The 16,941-nt window shown below is 70.4% G+C and carries 15 protein-coding genes; 2 read left to right on the forward strand and 13 right to left on the reverse strand.

Annotation, left to right across the window (positions count from 1 at the left end; translation table 11 throughout):
* The first annotated feature begins 96 nt into the window (after positions 1-96).
* The gene (locus ABE438_RS10925) at positions 97-690 is read left to right on the forward strand and encodes a hypothetical protein (protein ID WP_346502646.1); all 594 of its coding nucleotides are present in this window, start codon (positions 97-99) and stop codon (positions 688-690) included.
* A gap of 8 nt (positions 691-698) precedes the next feature.
* Here the strand turns inward: ABE438_RS10925 and ABE438_RS10930 are convergent, their stop codons facing one another.
* From ABE438_RS10930 to ABE438_RS10940, 3 genes are all read right to left on the reverse strand, one after another.
* Positions 699-2,531, reverse strand: coding sequence for a hypothetical protein (locus tag ABE438_RS10930; RefSeq protein ID WP_346502647.1), 1,833 nt, complete (start codon positions 2,529-2,531; stop codon positions 699-701).
* A 79-nt stretch (positions 2,532-2,610) separates the two neighbouring features.
* Complete coding sequence (locus ABE438_RS10935; protein WP_346502648.1) at positions 2,611-3,051, reverse strand: glycine zipper domain-containing protein; 441 nt, start codon at positions 3,049-3,051, stop codon at positions 2,611-2,613.
* 431 nt (positions 3,052-3,482) lie between these two features.
* On the reverse strand, positions 3,483-4,901 hold the full coding sequence (locus ABE438_RS10940) for a cytochrome P450 (RefSeq protein WP_346502649.1): 1,419 nt from the start codon (positions 4,899-4,901) through the stop codon (positions 3,483-3,485).
* 185 nt (positions 4,902-5,086) lie between these two features.
* Here ABE438_RS10940 and ABE438_RS10945 point away from each other — a divergent pair, with 185 nt between their 5' ends.
* Complete coding sequence (locus tag ABE438_RS10945; protein ID WP_346502650.1) at positions 5,087-5,368, forward strand: hypothetical protein; 282 nt, start codon at positions 5,087-5,089, stop codon at positions 5,366-5,368.
* A 4-nt stretch (positions 5,369-5,372) separates the two neighbouring features.
* Here ABE438_RS10945 and cueR read toward each other — a convergent pair whose 3' ends face one another.
* The 10 genes from cueR to fdhF form a co-directional block, all read right to left on the reverse strand.
* The gene (gene cueR, locus ABE438_RS10950) at positions 5,373-5,759 is read right to left on the reverse strand and encodes a Cu(I)-responsive transcriptional regulator (protein ID WP_346502651.1); all 387 of its coding nucleotides are present in this window, start codon (positions 5,757-5,759) and stop codon (positions 5,373-5,375) included.
* A 5-nt stretch (positions 5,760-5,764) separates the two neighbouring features.
* On the reverse strand, positions 5,765-8,248 hold the full coding sequence (locus tag ABE438_RS10955; RefSeq protein ID WP_346502652.1) for a heavy metal translocating P-type ATPase: 2,484 nt from the start codon (positions 8,246-8,248) through the stop codon (positions 5,765-5,767).
* A gap of 120 nt (positions 8,249-8,368) precedes the next feature.
* Positions 8,369-8,830, reverse strand: coding sequence for an NUDIX hydrolase (locus ABE438_RS10960; RefSeq protein WP_346502653.1), 462 nt, complete (start codon positions 8,828-8,830; stop codon positions 8,369-8,371).
* A gap of 132 nt (positions 8,831-8,962) precedes the next feature.
* Positions 8,963-9,352, reverse strand: a complete 390-nt coding sequence (locus ABE438_RS10965) for a c-type cytochrome (RefSeq protein WP_346502654.1) — start codon at positions 9,350-9,352, stop codon at positions 8,963-8,965.
* Positions 9,353-9,543: 191 nt separating this feature from the next.
* A complete protein-coding gene (locus ABE438_RS10970; protein ID WP_346502655.1) occupies positions 9,544-10,368 on the reverse strand; it encodes an alpha/beta fold hydrolase in 825 nt (274 codons plus the stop codon).
* A gap of 79 nt (positions 10,369-10,447) precedes the next feature.
* Entirely contained in the window at positions 10,448-10,960 is a 513-nt protein-coding gene (locus tag ABE438_RS10975; RefSeq protein WP_346502656.1) for a cupin domain-containing protein, read from the reverse strand.
* A gap of 224 nt (positions 10,961-11,184) precedes the next feature.
* Positions 11,185-12,843 (reverse strand): OFA family MFS transporter, encoded by a 1,659-nt coding sequence (locus ABE438_RS10980; RefSeq protein ID WP_346502657.1) that lies wholly within the window; start codon positions 12,841-12,843, stop codon positions 11,185-11,187.
* Between the two features lie 101 nt (positions 12,844-12,944).
* Entirely contained in the window at positions 12,945-13,217 is a 273-nt protein-coding gene (locus ABE438_RS10985; RefSeq protein ID WP_346502658.1) for a formate dehydrogenase subunit delta, read from the reverse strand.
* On the reverse strand, positions 13,214-14,017 hold the full coding sequence (fdhD, locus tag ABE438_RS10990) for a formate dehydrogenase accessory sulfurtransferase FdhD (protein ID WP_346502659.1): 804 nt from the start codon (positions 14,015-14,017) through the stop codon (positions 13,214-13,216). Before fdhD ends, ABE438_RS10985 begins: the two co-directional genes overlap by 4 nt.
* 31 nt (positions 14,018-14,048) lie before the next feature.
* Positions 14,049-16,931 carry a formate dehydrogenase subunit alpha gene (gene fdhF, locus ABE438_RS10995; protein WP_346502660.1) on the reverse strand — a complete coding sequence of 961 codons (2,883 nt, stop codon included), beginning with the start codon at positions 16,929-16,931 and terminating at the stop codon, positions 14,049-14,051.
* Positions 16,932-16,941 lie beyond the last annotated feature (10 nt).

Genomic DNA, 16,941 nt, shown 5'->3' on the forward strand with positions numbered 1-16,941 from the left:
CAGGCTTGCGATCGGCCGAGCCTGCGCCGTAATCTCGCGCATCGGGCGCGGCGGGTTCCGGCCCGGCCGCGCCGGCGTTGTCCGGAGAGATGATCGATGCAGGCCGAGACCGTTTGCTTCGCGGCCCTGCCCGCCTCGCTCCCGGCGCCCTGGGCGCGTCCCGCCGAAGCCGGTGCGGGCGAGGACGTCCAGCTGCGGGCGCTGCGCCTCGCCGGGCTCGACGATGCGGGCGGCGAGGTCGAGACCGAGGCGCGCGTGCTGGCACCGCGGGTGCTGACGCGGCTGTTCCGCGAGGCCGAGCCGGCCGGGTCCGCCGCGCAGCGTGCGGTCGAGACGGCCGATACCCTGGTGATCCTGCTGCCGATCGGCCGCTATGACGACGGTGTCTGGGCGCCGATCCTCGCGCGCATCCTGCGCGGAGTGAGCGAGGCGGCTAACCGCCCGCGCGCCATCGTGCTGGCCTGGAGCGGCATCGAGCCCTTCCTCGCGCCCTTCGGCGATCGGGCGGCGGCGCTGTGGAGCGATCCGCGCCTCGCCGGCGCGATGCTCGACCTGCTGGAGCGACAGGCGCGCTCGCTCGCGGCGGTGCTGGCGGAGATCGGCGGCGAGACCGCGATCAGGCGCGGCCTGGTGCGGTTCGAGCACGCGGAGGCGGACGCAAGCCTGCGAGCCGCCCTCGTGCTGGGCTGAGCCGCGCGCTACTTCCACACGAGCGCGTTGGCGAGATCGCGGCGGCCGCATTCGATCGACATGGCGTTGACCGCGGCGCGGTAGCCCTGCAGCGAATAGATCACATGGGCGGGGCGGCCGTCCGGCGTGGTGCCGTTGATCTCCAGCGTGGTGCCGCGGTTGTAGCCGGCGACGGCGTCCATATCGATGATCGGGCGGCCTTCCGAGCCTTCCTTCTCCGGGCGGATATGGTTGCGGTTCTTCTCGGCCGGCGGCACCGCGTTGAGCGGGCGCATGGTGCCGCCCTCGTTGATCACGGCCTCGAAGGGCGCACCCGGCTTGTAGAAGCGCTTGTCCTCGATCAGGTGCTGGATCTCGCCGGTGCCGTGACTTTGCGCCTGCAGCAGGATGAAGGGCGCCTGCTCGCGCCAGTTGCGCGGGCCGGCCTCGATCGCCGAGGTGTAGGCGAAGCAGGTCCGCCGCCCGGTGCGCGGATCCTCGACCACGCTGGCGAACCAGTCCTGGTAGCGCCGCAGCAGCCGGCCGGGCGCCTCGGGGGCGAGCATGCCATTTGTGTCGACGGCGCGCGCGCGCAACTGGAAATCATGCCGCGCCGGGCCAGGGCTGGCGACGCGGATGGTGTAGTCGCCGGCTGGCACCCGGTAGCGGCGCAGGTTCGGCCGGCTCGGATTGGCGATGTGGATCGTGCGCAGCGGCGCCTTGTTCGGGCCGAGCACGTCGAGCGGCAGCGCCGGCACCGGGCCGCGCACGCTCGCCGTCGGAATATCGATCTCGACATAGGATTCCGCCGGCACCGAGAACGGGAATTCCTGGAGCGCCCGGCCGCCCGCCAGGCTGGCGTTGATGCGCAGCGGGGTCTCGCCGAGGCGCGGCACGGCGATGCTGCGCCGCCCGGAGGACGGGCCGAGCGCAGCCCATTGCTGCATCGTCGGCAATTCGTCGAGCGTCACCATGCCGTCCTCGGAGATCGGCGTGGTGTTCTTGCGGTTCATGCTGATCGAGAGCCGGTAGCCGGTCGGCCGCGGATCGACCGTCACCATGCCGTCCCAGCGCGCGGTCTCGTCGACCGCCGGGTCGTGGGCCATCACCAGCGTGACGTGGCGCGCGGCGCGGATCCGGGTCTCGCGCTCCTCGGCGTTCTGCTTGCTGAGCGCCCGGCGCATCTTGTCGGCGAAGAACTCCTGCCACCCCGCCGTCACCGGCAGGCCGCTCAGCATCCGCACCGAGAGCGTCAGCGGGTTGGAGGTATCGACCGAGGATTCCCAGACCTGCGAGGCGACCTTCTCGAAGATCGCGTCGGTCGAACTGTATTCCTCGCCGATGAACTCCTGCGAGACGGTGAAGGGGTCGAGGCTCGGCGTGCAGGTCTCGTAGCCGTTCCAGCCATGGGCGGAGAGGTTGAAGCGCGCCGCGGCGCCGACCTTCTGCCCCGAGGCGCGGATCTCGATCTGCAGCTTGCTCAGGACCTCCTTGTTGTCGCCGGCCAGCGGGCTGTCGAGCACGCCGGTGTCGACGATGCCCTTGATCGGGTCGAGGTCGAGCCAGGGCGCCATGGCGACGCCGGGAATGTTGGAGAACGCAGCCCGGATCTGCTGCATGATGTTGTTGCCCTGGTCGGTGGTGAAGGCGTCGCGCGTTGAGGGGCGCGAGGCGATGCCGACGATGACCGGGAACTTGAGCGGCCCGCATTGCTGCTGGATGCGCTGCCAGAGCAGCGACGCGGCGGAGCCGAAGGGGTTATGCGGGTTGAAGCCCGTGGCGACCTGGGTCTGAGCCGCGACTCCCACTGGCGCCGCCGCCGTCAGGCAGGCGATCGTCAGGCTGGCCAGTCGTGTCTTCAACCCACGCGCGATCATGTCTTTCGTTGCTCGGTATGCCCTCCCTCGCGAACGAGGGAGGGCGGATTGTACGCGGCGGCGATCAGATGCCGGAGGCCTCGTTCGTCGCCAGGTTCACTTCGACGCGATCCGTGCCGGCCGCCTGGCCGTTACGGGTCACGGTACGCTCGACCACGCGCACGCGCTGGCCGGAGTTGTTGTTGTAGGTCCGCACGGTGCGGGCGCGGACGGTGACGTCCTGGCCGCTCGAGTTGCGGAAGCGCTGAACGTTGGAACCGCCCGAGCGCGCGGCGATATAGGCCGCCTCGCGGGCCCGCTCGCGCTCGATCGCGTCGGCGATGACCAGGCCGGTCAGGCCGCCGATCGCCGCGCCGATCGCGGCGCCGCGCCAGCCGCCCACCGCGCCGCCGATCAGGGCGCCGGCGCCGGCTCCGAGAGCGCCGCCGGTCGCGACTCGCTCCTGCGAAGCGGTGCAGCCGCCCAGCGCGATCGCGCCGGCGACGAGGATGGTTCCGACTTTCATGGTTCTGGCCTGCATCACGTCACCCCACTGCAAGGTTGGCTCTTGGAAAATACATGGCACCTGCAGTCGAACGGGCCTTGGAGTCGGCTGAGCCGTTTTCGCCGAGCCGACGGAACCGATGCGGTGCCACACGGCGCATCTGTCCCATATCGGCCATTTTGGGGCAAGAGCCGTGATCACGGCACCTGAAATGGCGGTTCAGGGCGGGTTCTGTAGCTGAAAACGCCTTGGAGCGAGCTGAAAACCGGGGTGGGGCGGCATTCTCGAATAAGCTTCCCCGCCCTGTGCTTGCTGTGACTCGGTCACGTCTTGGACGCATTGGTTAATCTTGCCGTTCGACTCGGGTCGTCAGGTTGACGCTAGGGAAGTCTTGGCGGCGCTGCTTGTGCCTCCGCCGCCGCGGGATGGGCGCATCCCGGTCAGGCGGGATGTCATCCGGCAGGTCTGTCCCGTTTCGAGACACGCATCGGCATGCCGTCGGCCGGCCTCAGCGTCACCCGCTGCACCGGCACGGGCTGCGTCTCGCCGGCATGCGCGAAGCGCAGCCGCCGCAGCAGCGTCGCCAGCACGATCACTGCCTCGACCATGGCGAATTGCAGGCCGATGCAGATGCGCGGTCCGGCGCCGAAGGGCAGGTAGGCATAGCGGTCGATCGTCTCGCGCCGGCCGGGCAGGAAGCGCTCGGGCCGGAAATGGTTGGGCTCGCTCCAGAGCGTCTCGTGGCGATGGAGCAGATAGGGCGCGATCACCACCAGAGCGCCGGCCGGGACTTCGCTGCCGTCCGGGAGCCGGTCGTCGGCGCTCGCCGCGCGCGACAGGATCGGCGCCGGCGGATAGAGCCGCATCGCCTCCTCGATCACCGCGCGGGTCAGCGCCAGCCCCTGGCCGGAGAGAGCGGCACCTGCGAGATCGTCGGCGGCTGCGTCCGCTTCGCGCTCGAGCGCGTCACTGATCGCCGGGGCCTGCGAGACCAGGTAGAGCGTCCAGGTCAGCGTGTTCGCCGTGGTCTCGTGCCCGGCGCCGATGAAGGTGATGATATTGGCGCCGATCTCGGCCTCGCTCAGCCCCTCGCCGGTCTCCGGGTCGCGGGCGGCCAGCAGCGCGTCGAGCAGGTCCGGCCGGGTGCCGGCCGGCTCGCGCTGGCGCAGTGCCCGCCGCGCCGCGATGATCGCCGCCACCTCGTTCTCGAAGAAGCTGATCGCCGGCCGCGCCCGCCAGCGGCCGATGCGCGGAATCCAGCTTGGCGCCCCGACCACGTCGAGCGGGTCGATCCGCCCTTGCGTCTCGAAATAGCGGGTCAGCGCCCGCCCGAACGCCTCCGCTCCGCCGGCGATGGCGTTGGAGAACATGGTCTCGGCCAGGATGTCGTAGGTCACCCGCGTCATCTCGGGCGCGATGTCCAGCGTCCGCCCGGGCCGCTGGCGGACGAAGCGCTCGGCGCAGTGCTCGGCCGGCCCAGCCATCCGCCCGGCGAGGCCGGCGACGGCGCGCGGGGTGAACAGCGGCGCAAGCGTGCGGCGGGCCCGCTTCCAGCTGTCGCCTTCGGCGGTCAGCAGGCCTTCGCCGAGGCCCGGCGCGAGGATGGCGCGCTGGAGAGCGTCCTTGCGGTAGTTCGCGGCGTTGTCGACCAGCACATGGCGCACCGCCACAGGGTCGCTCAGCACGACGTTGAAGCCGAACAGGCCCTGCTCGGCGATGATGCGCTCGCGGAAGTGCCGGGCGCGCCAGATCGTCAGCGGGTTGCGGCGCAGGCGCAGCAGCATTTCCAGCCTGCCGAATTCGCGCTCGCCCGGCACAGGGGCGGGCGGGCGCAGGCCCGGCTGGTCGTATGCGAGGGATGCTGCGGCCATGGTGATCCTCCGGCTGCCCCTGCCTGTCCCAAGCATTCTCCCGCTTTCGGGCGGCCAGAAGGCCGTCGCGGGGCAGGGCTGCCGCACCCATGCCCAAATCTCGTTGTTGCAATGCAGTGCGTGCCGGTCTGTCGTCTTGTGCGGCGCACAATAGATGCTATTTTCTCCGGCAAGGAGCCATGCAGATGTCCGCCTACAAGAACCCCCCGCCGCGCATCCTGCGCCCCCGCGTCGAGCCGCCGACGCTCGACGAGGCCGTTACGGCCGCGCAGGGCCTGAGCGATTCGCCCGAGCAGCAGGCCGAGATCGCCGCCCAGCTCATGGGCGTTCCGGTCGCCGAGGTGCTGCCGCTGGTGCGCAAGGCCGCCCATCGCACCACGGTGACCACGCCGAACCGCTCGGTGGTCGTGGTGCGCCGCCCGGCGCGCACCTTCTCGCCGCGCCTCGCCGAGGCGATGCGCCGCTGAGCCTTCAGCGCCCGATCCCGTCGAGGATCGGGCAGTCCGGCCGGTCGTCGCCATGGCAATGGCTGGCCAGGTGCCGCAGCGTGGCGGCCATCGCCTGCAAGGCGGCAGCCTTCTCCTCCAGTTCCGCGATATGCTTCAGCGCGAGCGCCTTCACATCGGCGCTGGCGCGCGAACGGTCGCGCCAGAGCGCCAGCAGCGAACCGGTCTCCTCCAGCGAGAAGCCCAGATCGCGGGCGCGCCTGACGAAGCGCAGGCTGTGGATCTCCTCGTCGCGATAGACGCGGTAGCCCGCTTCCGAGCGCAGGGGCGGGGCGATCAGCCCGATGCTCTCGTAATAGCGGATCATCTTGGCGCTGACGCCGGTGGCGGCCGCCACCTCTCCGATGTTCATCGCGCTCACTCCGTTCTGGTCGCGGGCCTGAAGCGCCGCAGCCGCAGCGCGTTGGCCAGCACGCTGACGCTCGAGAACGCCATGGCGAAGCTGGCGAAGACCGGCGACATCGCGATGCCCCAGAGCGGCTGGAGCAGCCCGGCCGCGACCGGGATCAGCAGCGTGTTGTAGCCGAAGGCCCAGCCGAGATTCTGCCGGATATTGGCCATCGTCGCCTTGGAGAGCGCGATCGCCTCCGGCACCTGGCGCAGATCGCCGGAGATCAGCACGATGTCGGCGCTCTCGATGGCGATGTCGGTGCCGGCCCCCATGGCGATGCCGACATCGGCCCCGGCCAGTGCCGGGGCGTCGTTGATGCCGTCGCCGACGAAGGCGACCTTGCGCCCGCCCTCCTGCAGCCGCGCGACGATCGCCGCCTTGTCGGTCGGCAGCACCTCGGCCTCGACCTCGTCGATGCCGAGGCGCCGCGCGATGGCCTGCGCGGTCGCCCGGTTGTCGCCCGTCACCATGACGATGCGCAGCCCCAGCCGGTGCAGCGCCGCGATCGCGGCGCGCGAGCCCGGCTTGAGCGCGTCCGCGACGCCGATCAGCCCGGCAAGACGCCCGTCCACCGCGACGAAGAGCGGGCTCATGCCCTCCCCCGCCAGCGCGGCTGCCTCCGCCGCAAGCGCCGCGACCGGGATCGATTCACGGGCCATCAGCCGGCCGGAGCCGACCATGACGCGCCGCTCGCCGATCCGCGCCGCGACGCCGAGCCCGGCCTCCGCGACGAAGTCGTGGGCGGGCGCGAGCGTCAGGCCGCGCCGCCGCGCTTCCGCGACGATCGCCTCCGCCGAGGGATGCTCCGAGGCCGCCTCGACGGCGGCTGCTAGCGCCAGCGTCTCGGCCTCGTCGAAGCCCGGCGCGGCGGCGAGCTTCGTCAGCTCGGGGGTGCCCTTCGTCAGCGTCCCGGTCTTGTCGAAGGCGATGGTCCCGACATCGCTGAGCGCCTGCAGGGCAGTGCCCTGCCGGAACAGGATGCCGAGCTCGGCCGCCTTGCCGGTGCCGACCATGATCGAGGTCGGCGTCGCCAGCCCCATGGCGCAGGGGCAGGCGACGATCAGCACCGCGACCGCGTTGACCAGCGCCTGCGTCAGGGCCGGGGAGGGGCCGAAGGCGAGCCAGGCGACGAAGGTCGCCAGCGCGACCGCCATCACGGCGGGCACGAACCAGCCGGTGACCCGGTCGACCAGCGCCTGGATCGGCAGCTTGGCGCCCTGCGCGCTCTCGACCATCCGCACGATCTGGGCCAGCAGCGTATCGGCGCCGACCTTCTCGGCCCGGAAGCGCAGCGCGCCGTTGCGGTTGATGGTGCCGCCGATCACGCCGTCGCCGGGGCCCTTGGCCGCCGGCGACGGCTCGCCGGTCACCATGGATTCGTCGACATAGGAGCTGCCCTCGACCACCGTGCCGTCGACGGCGATCTTCTCGCCGGGGCGCACCAGCACGAGATCGCCCGGCCGCACCTCCTCGACGGGGACGTCCCGCTCCGCCCCGTCGCGCAGGATGCGGGCCGAGCGCGCCTGCAATCCGACCAGCCGGCCGATGGCGGCGCTGGTGCGACCGCGCGCCCGGGCCTCGAACCAGCGGCCGAGCAGGATCAGCGTGACGATGACCGCGCTCGTCTCGAAATAGGTGTGGGCGCTGCCGGCCGGCAGCCAGCCGGGCCGGAAGGTTGCGACGGCGGAGTAGAGATAGGCCGCGCCGGTGCCGAGCATGACCAGCGCGTTCATGTCGGGCGCGCCGCGCATCAAGGCGGGCCAGCCCTTGGCGAAGAAGCGCCGGCCGGGGCCGAACAGCACGAGGCTCGCCAGCAGGAAGGCCGCGAGCTTCAGCGTGAAGCCGTCGATCCTGCCGAGCAGCCAGTGATGGAAGGCGTCGCTGAGATGCGGTCCCATTTCGAGGATCATCAGCGGCAGCGTCGCCGCCGTTGCGACCAGCGTGGCGCGGCCGAGCTCGCGGCGCTCGGCCGCGCGGGCCGTCTCGCCGTCTGCCGGGGCGCCGTCGCCGAGCGGCTGGGCCGCATAGCCCGCCCCGGCCACCGCCGCCACCAGGCCCGTAACGCCGGCGGGATCGAGCAAGGTGACGCTGGCGCGCTCGGTGGCGAGGTTGACCTGCGCCTCGAGCACGCCGGGCACGGCGCGCAGCGCCTTTTCGACCCGCCCGACGCAGGAGGCGCAGGTCATGCCCGAGATGGCGAGGGTCACGGTCGCCGGCCGTGGCTCGTAGCCGGCTGCGCGGATCGCGGCGTCGAGCGCGGCCGGCGCGACCGTGGCACCCGAGACCTGCGCCTTGCCGGTCGCGAGGTTGACGGTCGCGTCCGTGACGCCGGGCACCGCCTTCAGCGCCGTCTCGACGCGGCCGACGCAGGAGGCACAGCTCATCCCGGCGACGGCAATGTCGAGGCGGGCGGGTGCGGCCCCAGTGGGCGATGTCTGGCGATGCGGCATGGTGCTTCGACCCATCCTTGCGCTGTCGATGCGCAGATGGGTAAGCCTTCCCATCATGGGAAGGTCAAGCGGCGCATGGCGGCTGCGAGTCGGGCAGCGCAATCTGCCCGGAGCCGGGCCTCACTCGGCGCGGACGGTCTCCGGCGTGGACTGGAAGCTGCGGATCACCTCGCCGAGGCTCGGCTCGTCGACGAGGTCGGCCGCGTCCATCTGGGTGAACCACTGGCAGCGCCGCTGCTCCTGCTCGGGCCAGCTGTCGAGCTGGCGCGAGACCGCGAGCGGATAGAGGCTGACCTTGCAGAGCACCGCGCTGTCCGGCAGGCGCTTGCGATAGGTGTAGTGGCCGACCGGCTTGCGGCCGATCTCGCCGACCACGCCGGCCTCTTCCATCGCCTCGCGCGCGGCGGCCTCATGGCGCTTCAACCCGCGCATCGGCCAGCCCTTCGGCACGATCCAGCGCTGGGTCTCGCGGGTGGTGACCAGCATCACCTCGACGCTTCCGTCCGCGGCACGCCGATAGGGCAGGGCGCCGATCTGCGCCCTGGGTTCCGTATCCTTCCTGCGACCGGACGACTTAGCCACCCCTGATCGTCTCCCCATAGCCTGCCCGAGGGACAGCATATGGTGATTCGGACCACGTGATGCCAGTGAATTCGATAGCCGGCGAATTGTCCGGGAGCGGCGGGCGCGGGCGCGCCGCCGCTGCGGGGGCGCTCAGAGCTTCTTGCCGTCCTTGTCGAACTGCTTGAGGAAGGCCGTCAGGTCGGCGATTTCCTTCTCGTTCTTGATGCCGGCGAAGATCATCTTGGTGCCGGGGATCATGGCGCGCGGGTTCTTGATGTACTCCGCGAACTTGGCCTCGTCCCAGGTGATGTCGGCGCCCTTGTTGGCGCTGGAATAGGCATAGCCCTCGACGGCGCCGGTATGGCGGCCGAACAGCCCGTTCAGATGCGGGCCGACCAGATTGCGCGCACCCTCGCCGATCTGGTGGCAGGCGCGGCACTTGTTCCAGGAGCGCTCGCCGGCGGCGATGTCCTGGGCGAAGGCGGGGGCGCTCGCCAGCAGGGCGACGGCGAGCAAAGCGGTGCGGGCGGTGGTCGTCATCTCGGTCCTTCGATCCTCTCGGCCGGCCGGTCGGGCCAGGCGGGATCGAGGCGGCGGGCTGCGACGGGATCCCGGAGCCGGCGGGGCCGAGGCCGGCCGGCTGCGGATACAAACTGGACCAGTTCGAAGCGGGCGCCAAACCCGTTTCGCGCCCTGTCCGCGATCATATTGCCGCAGCCGGCCGGGTAGGCTCAGAGCTCGCCGATCCACTCCGCCACATTGGCGGTGAAGGCGTCGGGCCGCGAGATCGGGAAGAAATGCCCGCCGCTCTCGAGCATGGTCTTGCGCGCGCCGGGCATGGCGCTGCTGAGCTGGTCCTGCAGGAAGGCCGGGACGATCATGTCGTCGCGGGCGCCGAGGATCAGGATCGGCATCGGCAGCGAGGCGGCCCATTCCGAGCCGTCGAAGGCATGCAGGGCGGCGATGCGCTCGCGCACCGTCTGCTTCTCCTCCGCCGTCTCGGGCGCCTTGGCGAGGGCGGCCTCGTAGACCTGCCAATGGGCTTCCAGCCAGGCCGGCGGATAGGCCATCAGCGTCGCGGTCGCGGCATAGGCGCGCGGATGCTGGTCGAGGATGGCGAGGCGCGTATCGAACAGTGCCGCCATGTAGCGGTTCTGCTTCAGCCAGCTGCCGCTGAGGATCAGCCCGTCGAGCCGCTCGGGCACCAGGCGGGCGAGCGTCTGGCCGATGCAGCCGCCGGTCGAATGGCCGAGCAGCACGGCGCGTTCGGAGCCGGCTGTGTCGAGCACCGTCTGGCAGTCCTGCGCCAGCCGCTCGATCGTGCAGGCGGCGCTGCCGCGGGTGCTCGGGCCGATGCCGCGCTGGTCGAAGCGGATGACGCGGAAGGAACGGGCGAAGGTGGCCGCGATGTCGTCCCAGAAGGCGGCGGTGCCGCCGAGGCCGCTGACCAGCAGCAGATCCGGACCCTCGCCCTGGACCACGGTGCGCAGGACGGCGCCGTCATTGGTGACGGCCTGGAACTCGCCATTGGGCGGATTGCTGGCGGTGCCGCTCATCGGGCCTCGCCGGTCAGCCCGGGGTTGTGCGGCCTGAACTCGGTCATGTGTGTTCTCCTAATAATTTTGCCGCGGCCGGTCAGGGCTGCGGGTTGAAGCGCGTGTCGGTCCAGCCGAACACGGTGCGGGCCTCGATCTCGGCGATGTCGTCCGGCCGCGGAAACGGCGCGGGCGGCGGTTCGCCGGGGCTGCGGGGCCGGCCGATCTCGGCGAAGAAGGCGTCGAGACCGCCCGGCATGACGAGCCAGAGAAAGGTCAGGGGCTCGTCATGCGGGTTCAGGAAATGGTGCTTGCGGTTGCGGCCGACATAGACGCAGGAGCCCGGCTCCAGCGCATGGTCGACCCCGTCGAGGCGGGCGATGCCGCGGCCCGACAGCACGAAGATGACCTCCTCGATCCGGTCGTGGGTGTGCTCGCGGATGAAGGCGCGCGGCGCGACCGTCTGCGTGCCGAGCGCGAAGCGGCTCTCGCTGCGCACGAGCGTGTCGTTCAGAAGGTTGCGGACATGGCCGTTGGCCGGCACGGGCTGCCAGAAGCTCGCCCCGTCCTCCGGGCCGAGCACCAAGGCTTCGCCGGCAGGTTGCGCCGTCATCCCGTCCCCTCCCGCCAGCTGTGACCCCACTGGCGTGGATCGTGACGGGGGACGCGCCATAATTCTACCCGCCTTTGGTCATGGCTGGGTCAGCCCCCGCGCAGACCGGGAGAGCCGCGCAGCGGGCCGGCGGGCGGTGAAAACGCAAGGCCGCCGCCCGTCGGGACGGGCGGCGGCGGTCTCGTGCAGGGCGCGGCCGGGCGCAAGCGAGCCCGGCCGGCGGATCAGCGGAACAGCGCCGCCGACTTGGTCAGCGTCACCCACACGCCCCAGGCCAGCGGGATGCCGACGAAGGCCCAGGCGACGAGGGCCGCGCCGTTGAAGCCGCCCTTGCCGATGCCGAAAGAGCCGTATTGCAGGCTGGCGGCGGCATTGGCGCTGCGGGCCTGTAGCGCCGCGACCTCGGCGTCCTTCATGAACCAGCGGGCCGCGACCGGGCGGACGAGCAGGTTGCACAGGAAGCCGAGCACCAGCATCCCGGCCAGGATGTACATGGTTCGGTCGTAGACCTGCGCGCGCGGCACGCCGGCCGCGATCTGCGCCTCGCGGATATAGTTCACCACGACCGGGCCGATGATGCCGGCGGTCGACCAGGCTGTCAGCAGCCGGCCGTGGATCGCGCCGACGAACTGGGTGCCGAACATGTCGGCGAGATAGGCCGGCACCGTGGCGAAGCCGCCGCCATACATCGACAGGATGATGCAGAAGAAGGCGACGAACAGCGCCAGCGAGCCGGCATGCGCCGCCCAGGGCGACAGCGCGTAGAGCAGGATGCCAAGCCCGAAGAAGGTGGCATAGGTCATCTTGCGCCCGAGCTTGTCCGACAGCGAGGCCCAGAAGAAGCGCCCGGCGATGTTGAACAGCGACAGCAGGCCGACGAAGGCCGCCGCGATCGTGGCGATCTGCTTCTTCTGCTCGGCGTCGAGCGCGCCGAAAGCGAGCTCCGGCCGGCCGATCAGCGAGCCCGCGAAGATCTCCTGGAGCATCGGCGAGGCCATGCCGATCACGCCGATGCCGGCCGAGACGTTGAGGCACAGCACCGCCCAGATCAGCCAGAACTGCGGGGTCTTGTGCGCGTTCTTCAGGTGGACATGGCCGGAGGTGATCATGGCGTTCTGCGTCGCCGGCGGCGTCCAGCCCTCCGGGCGCCAGCCCGCGGGCGGGATGCGGTAGCCGAAGGTGCCGACCATCATGAAGACGAAGTAGATCCCCGCCATCACGACGAAGGTCTCCCAGACGCCGACCGAGGTCGGGGTCTTGAAGTGGTTCATCAGGATGTCGGCCAGCGGCGAGCCGATCATCGCGCCACCGCCGAAGCCCATGATCGCCATGCCGGTGGCCATGCCGCGCCGGTCGGGGAACCACTTCACCAGGGTGGAGACCGGCGAGATGTAGCCGAGGCCCAGCCCGATGCCGCCGATCACGCCGGAGCCGACCCAGAGCATCCAGAGCTGGTGGGTATAGACGCCGACGGCCGAGATCAGCAGGCCGCCGCACCAGCACAGCGTCGAGGCGAAGGCGGCCTTGCGCGGGCCGACGCGCTCGAGCCAGCCGCCCCAGATGGCGGCGGAAGAGCCGAGCAGCACGAAGAACAGCGTGTACATCCAGCCGAGATCGGCGACGCGCCAGTCGCAGCTGGTGGTGAACAGGGCCGAGAGCAGGCCGGTGTCGGCGGCGCAGGCCACCGGCTTGGCGACGCCGATCGCCTGGCTGAGCGGCAGCCAGAACACCGAGAAGCCGTAGGCCATGCCGATGCACAGATGGATGCACAGGGCCGCTGGCGGCACGAGCCAGCGGTTGAATCCCGGTTTCGCGATGATGCGGTCGCGGTCGAGCAGGCCCGCCGGGCCTGAGACCTGACCGATGTCCTGGGCTATGGTCATGACGCGTTTCCTTCCCCCAAAGCAAAGCTTCGCCGTTCGCGCCGGGTAGGTTCCCGGCTCGTTGTACTCGTCGATCGCGGCGCGGTGAGCGCTCTTTGTCGTCAGCCTCCGCCGCCCGGCCTGATCAGCGGCAGCGCGCGTCTCAGCAGGGGGGAGAGGCCGTCCGGCCGGGCGGTGTAGGCGGCGAGAAAGTCCGCGCGCATCCGCCTGGTCCAGAACTGGTTGATATGGTCGGCGACCGAGGCGGCGGCCTCGGCCTCGGGATAGGATTTGAAGAAGTCGGCGATCTGCCCGGCCATCCGCGTCAGCTTGGCGAGCTTGTCGTCGGCATGGGCGTCCGTCCCGGCGGGGGGCTGCTCAGTCGTCTGCGTCATGGAAAGGCGGTCTCACGCTCTGGTGTCAGGTCGCCGGTGAAGACGATGCAGCCGTCACGGCGGGCGACGGCGACCAGGGTCATGCCCAGCGCGCGGGCGCGCTCGACGGCGAGCGAGGTGGGCGCCGAGACCGCGACGAGGGTCGAGGCTCCGAAGATCGCGGTTTTCTCGACCATCTCGAAGGAGGCGCGGCTGGTGACGAGCACGAAGCCGTCGCCGGCCGTGGCGCCGGCGCGCAGCCGGGCGCCGATCAGCTTGTCGAGCGCGTTGTGGCGGCCGACATCCTCGCGTGCCGCCAGGATGCTGCCGTCGCGCCCGCACCAGGCGGCGGCGTGGACGGAGCGGGTCAGGCGGTGCAGCGGCTGGCAGGTTTCGAGCGCTTCCAGCGCCGCGGCGACGGCCTGCGGCGTGATCGTACTGGCGTCGCGCAGGCCCCCGGGCGCGGCGGACGGGATGTCGGCCAGCGATTCGACCCCGCACAACCCGCACGACGTCCGTCCCGACAGGTTGCGCCGGCGGGCGAGATGCTCGCGGAAACGACCGGGCGCGAGGTCGACGCTGGCGACGATGCCCTCGGCCCGCGGCGTGATGGTGATGCCGCGGATCTCGTCCACCGTGCGGATGATGCCCTCGGTCAGGCTGAAGCCGGTGACGAAATCCTCGAGGTCGGAGGGCGTCGCCATCATCACCGCATAGGGCAGGGTGCCGTAGACGATGTTGACGGCGGCTTCCGACACGACCTCGGCGCTGCCCTTGGTCGCGGACCCGGCGGCGTCGAAGCGGATGGTGCGGGCGGCCATGGCGATGCTCGCGGGCGGCTGGGCGGGCGCGCTATTCCGCGGCATCGGGAAGGCGTCCGGAAATCCGCCGCAGGGTGACGTCCTCCTCGAAGTTCTTCTCCTGCCATTGCGAATAATGGTTGGTCCGCCGTACCTCGACCGCCGTGACCTTGTATTCCGGGCAGTTGGTGGCCCAGTCGGAATAGTCGGTAGTGATCACGTTGGCGCCGGTCTTGGCATGGTGGAAGGTGGTGTAGACCACGCCCGGCTGCATGCGTTCCGAGACCAGGGCGCGCAGGGCGATGTCGCCGGAGCGGCTGGCCAGCGAGACCAGGTCGCCGTCGACGATGCCGCGGCTTTCGGCGTCGAACGGGTGGATCTCCAGCACGTCTTCGTCGTGCCAGGCCTGGTTGTCGGTGCGCCGGGTCTGCGCGCCGACATTGTACTGCGACAGGATGCGCCCGGTGGTGAGCAGCAGCGGGTAGCGCGGGCCGGTGCGCTCGTCGGTCGGGACGAACTCCGTGATCATGAACTTGCCCTTGCCGCGCACGAAGCGGTCGACATGCATCAGCGGCGTGCCGGACGGCGCCTTCTCGTTGCAGGGCCACTGCACCGAGCCCAGCGCCTCGAGCTTCTCGTAGGAGACGCCGGCGAAGCTCGGGGTCAGGCGGGCGATCTCGTCCATGATCTCGCCGGGATGGGCGTAGTCCATCTCGTAGCCGAGCGCGCGGGCGAGCTCGCTGGTCACCTGCCATTCGGCCTTGCCGGAGAGCGGCTCCATCACCTTGCGCACGCGGTTGATGCGGCGCTCGGCATTGGTGAAGGTGCCGTCCTTCTCCAGGAAGCTGGCGCCCGGCAGGAAGACATGGGCGTATTTCGCCGTCTCGTTCAGGAAGATGTCCTGGATGACGACGCATTCCATCGCCGCCAGCCCGGCGGTGACGTGCTTGGTGTTCGGATCCGACTGGGCGATGTCCTCGCCCTGGACATAGAGGCCCTTGAAGCCGCCCTCGACCGCCTCGTCGAGCATGTTGGTGATGCGCAGGCCCTGCTCGGCGTCGAGCGGCACGCCCCACATCATCTCGAAGACCTGCCGCGTCGCGTCGTCGGCGACATGGCGATAGCCCGAGAACTCGTGCGGGAAGGAGCCCATGTCGCATGAGCCCTGCACGTTGTTCTGCCCGCGCAGCGGATTGATGCCGACGCCGTCGCGGCCGATATTGCCGGTCGCCATGGCGAGGTTGGCCATCGCCATCACCGTGGTCGAGCCCTGGCTGTGCTCGGTCACGCCCAGCCCGTAATAGATCGCGGCATTGCCGCCGGTGGCGTAGAGCCGGGCCGCGGCGCGCACCTCTTGCGCCTGCACGCCGGTGTACTGCTCGGTCGCCTCCGGCGAGGTCTCCTCGCGGGCGACGAAGCGGGCCCAGGCCTCGAAATCGGCGAGGTCGCAGCGCTCGCGCACATAGACCTCGTCGACCAGCCCCTCGGTCACCACGACATGGGCGAGCGCGTTGATCAGCGCGACGTTCGTGCCGGGCTTCAGCGCGAGATGATGGTCGGCCTTCACATGCGGCGTCTTCACCAGGTCGATCCGGCGCGGATCGGCGACGATCAGCCGGGCGCCCTGGCGGATGCGCTTCTTCATGCGCGAGCCGAAGACGGGGTGGCCGTCGGTCGGGTTGGCGCCGATCACCAGGATCACGTCGGCCTTGGCGACCGACTTGAAGTCCTGCGTGCCAGCGGAGGTGCCGAGCGTGGTGCGCAGGCCGTAGCCGGTCGGCGAATGGCAGACGCGGGCGCAGGTATCGACATTGTTGTTGCCGAAGGCGGCACGCACCAGCTTCTGGACGAGGAAGACCTCCTCGTTGGTGCAGCGCGACGAGGTGATGGCGCCGACCGATTCACGGCCGTACTTGGCCTGGATGCGCTTGAACTCGGACGCCGCGTGGCCGATCGCCTCCTCCCAGGAGACCTCGCGCCAGGGATCGGTGATCCGCTCGCGGATCATCGGCTTGGTGATGCGGTCCTTGTGGGTGGCGTAGCCCCAGGCGAAGCGGCCCTTGATGCAGGAATGCCCTTCGTTCGCCTGGCCGCCCTTGTAGGGCACCATGCGCACGACGCGGTCGCCCTGCATCTCGGCCTTGAACGAACAGCCGACGCCGCAATAGGCGCAGGTCGTCACCTTGGAATGCTCGGGCTGGCCGAGCTCGATCACCTTGTTCTCGATCAGCGTGGCGGTCGGGCAGGCCTGGACGCAGGCGCCGCAGGAGACGCATTCCGAGCCGAGGAAATCGCTCGAGCCTGGCGCGACCCGCGAGTCGAAGCCGCGGCCGGTGATCGTCAGCGCAAACGTGCCCTGCACCTCGGCGCAGGCCCGCACGCAGCGATTGCAGACGATGCATTTCGACGGGTCATAGGTGAAATACGGGTTCGATTCGTCCTTGGGCAGCCAGTTCTCGTTGGCGTGGCCGTCGGTCGAGACCGGCTTGACGTGGTTTTCGCCCTCGTAGCCGTAGCGGACCTCGCGCAGGCCGACCGCGCCGGCCATGTCCTGCAATTCGCAATCGCCATTGGCCGAGCAGGTCAGGCAGTCGAGCGGGTGGTCGGAGATGTAGAGCTCCATCACGCCCTTGCGCAGGCCCGACAGCTTCTCCGACTGGGTGCGCACCACCATGCCCTGTTCGGCCGGCGTGGTGCAGGAGGCCGGCGTGCTGCGCCGCCCCTCGATCTCGACGAGGCAGAGCCGGCAGGAGCCGAAGGGCTCCAGCATGTCGGTGGCGCAGAGCTTCGGGATCTTGGTGCCGAGGCTCATCGCGGCCGCCATCACCGAAGTGCCGGCGGGCACCGAAACCTCCTGGCCGTCGATGGTCAGCGTCACCGTCTCCTCGGCGAGGCGGATCGGCGTCCCGTAGTCGAGCTCCTTGATCAGGCTCATCGCGGTCTCC

This window comes from Allobosea sp. TWI1241 (genome assembly GCF_039673065.1).
Classification (GTDB): domain Bacteria; phylum Pseudomonadota; class Alphaproteobacteria; order Rhizobiales; family Beijerinckiaceae; genus Allobosea.

Bases quoted from the DNA above. Each gene is read 5' to 3' on its own strand.
- cueR (WP_346502651.1), bottom strand. From the start codon at position 5,759: ATGAACATCGGAGAGGTGGCGGCCGCCACCGGCGTCAGCGCCAAGATG.
- fdhD (WP_346502659.1), bottom strand. From the start codon at position 14,017: ATGGCCGCCCGCACCATCCGCTTCGACGCCGCCGGGTCCGCGACCAAG.
- ABE438_RS10935 (WP_346502648.1), bottom strand. From the start codon at position 3,051: ATGAAAGTCGGAACCATCCTCGTCGCCGGCGCGATCGCGCTGGGCGGC.
- ABE438_RS10925 (WP_346502646.1), top strand. From the start codon at position 97: ATGCAGGCCGAGACCGTTTGCTTCGCGGCCCTGCCCGCCTCGCTCCCG.
- ABE438_RS10965 (WP_346502654.1), bottom strand. From the start codon at position 9,352: ATGACGACCACCGCCCGCACCGCTTTGCTCGCCGTCGCCCTGCTGGCG.
- ABE438_RS10975 (WP_346502656.1), bottom strand. From the start codon at position 10,960: ATGACGGCGCAACCTGCCGGCGAAGCCTTGGTGCTCGGCCCGGAGGAC.
- ABE438_RS10970 (WP_346502655.1), bottom strand. From the start codon at position 10,368: ATGAGCGGCACCGCCAGCAATCCGCCCAATGGCGAGTTCCAGGCCGTC.
- ABE438_RS10945 (WP_346502650.1), top strand. From the start codon at position 5,087: ATGTCCGCCTACAAGAACCCCCCGCCGCGCATCCTGCGCCCCCGCGTC.
- ABE438_RS10955 (WP_346502652.1), bottom strand. From the start codon at position 8,248: ATGCCGCATCGCCAGACATCGCCCACTGGGGCCGCACCCGCCCGCCTC.
- ABE438_RS10980 (WP_346502657.1), bottom strand. From the start codon at position 12,843: ATGACCATAGCCCAGGACATCGGTCAGGTCTCAGGCCCGGCGGGCCTG.
- ABE438_RS10940 (WP_346502649.1), bottom strand. From the start codon at position 4,901: ATGGCCGCAGCATCCCTCGCATACGACCAGCCGGGCCTGCGCCCGCCC.
- ABE438_RS10985 (WP_346502658.1), bottom strand. From the start codon at position 13,217: ATGACGCAGACGACTGAGCAGCCCCCCGCCGGGACGGACGCCCATGCC.
- fdhF (WP_346502660.1), bottom strand. From the start codon at position 16,931: ATGAGCCTGATCAAGGAGCTCGACTACGGGACGCCGATCCGCCTCGCC.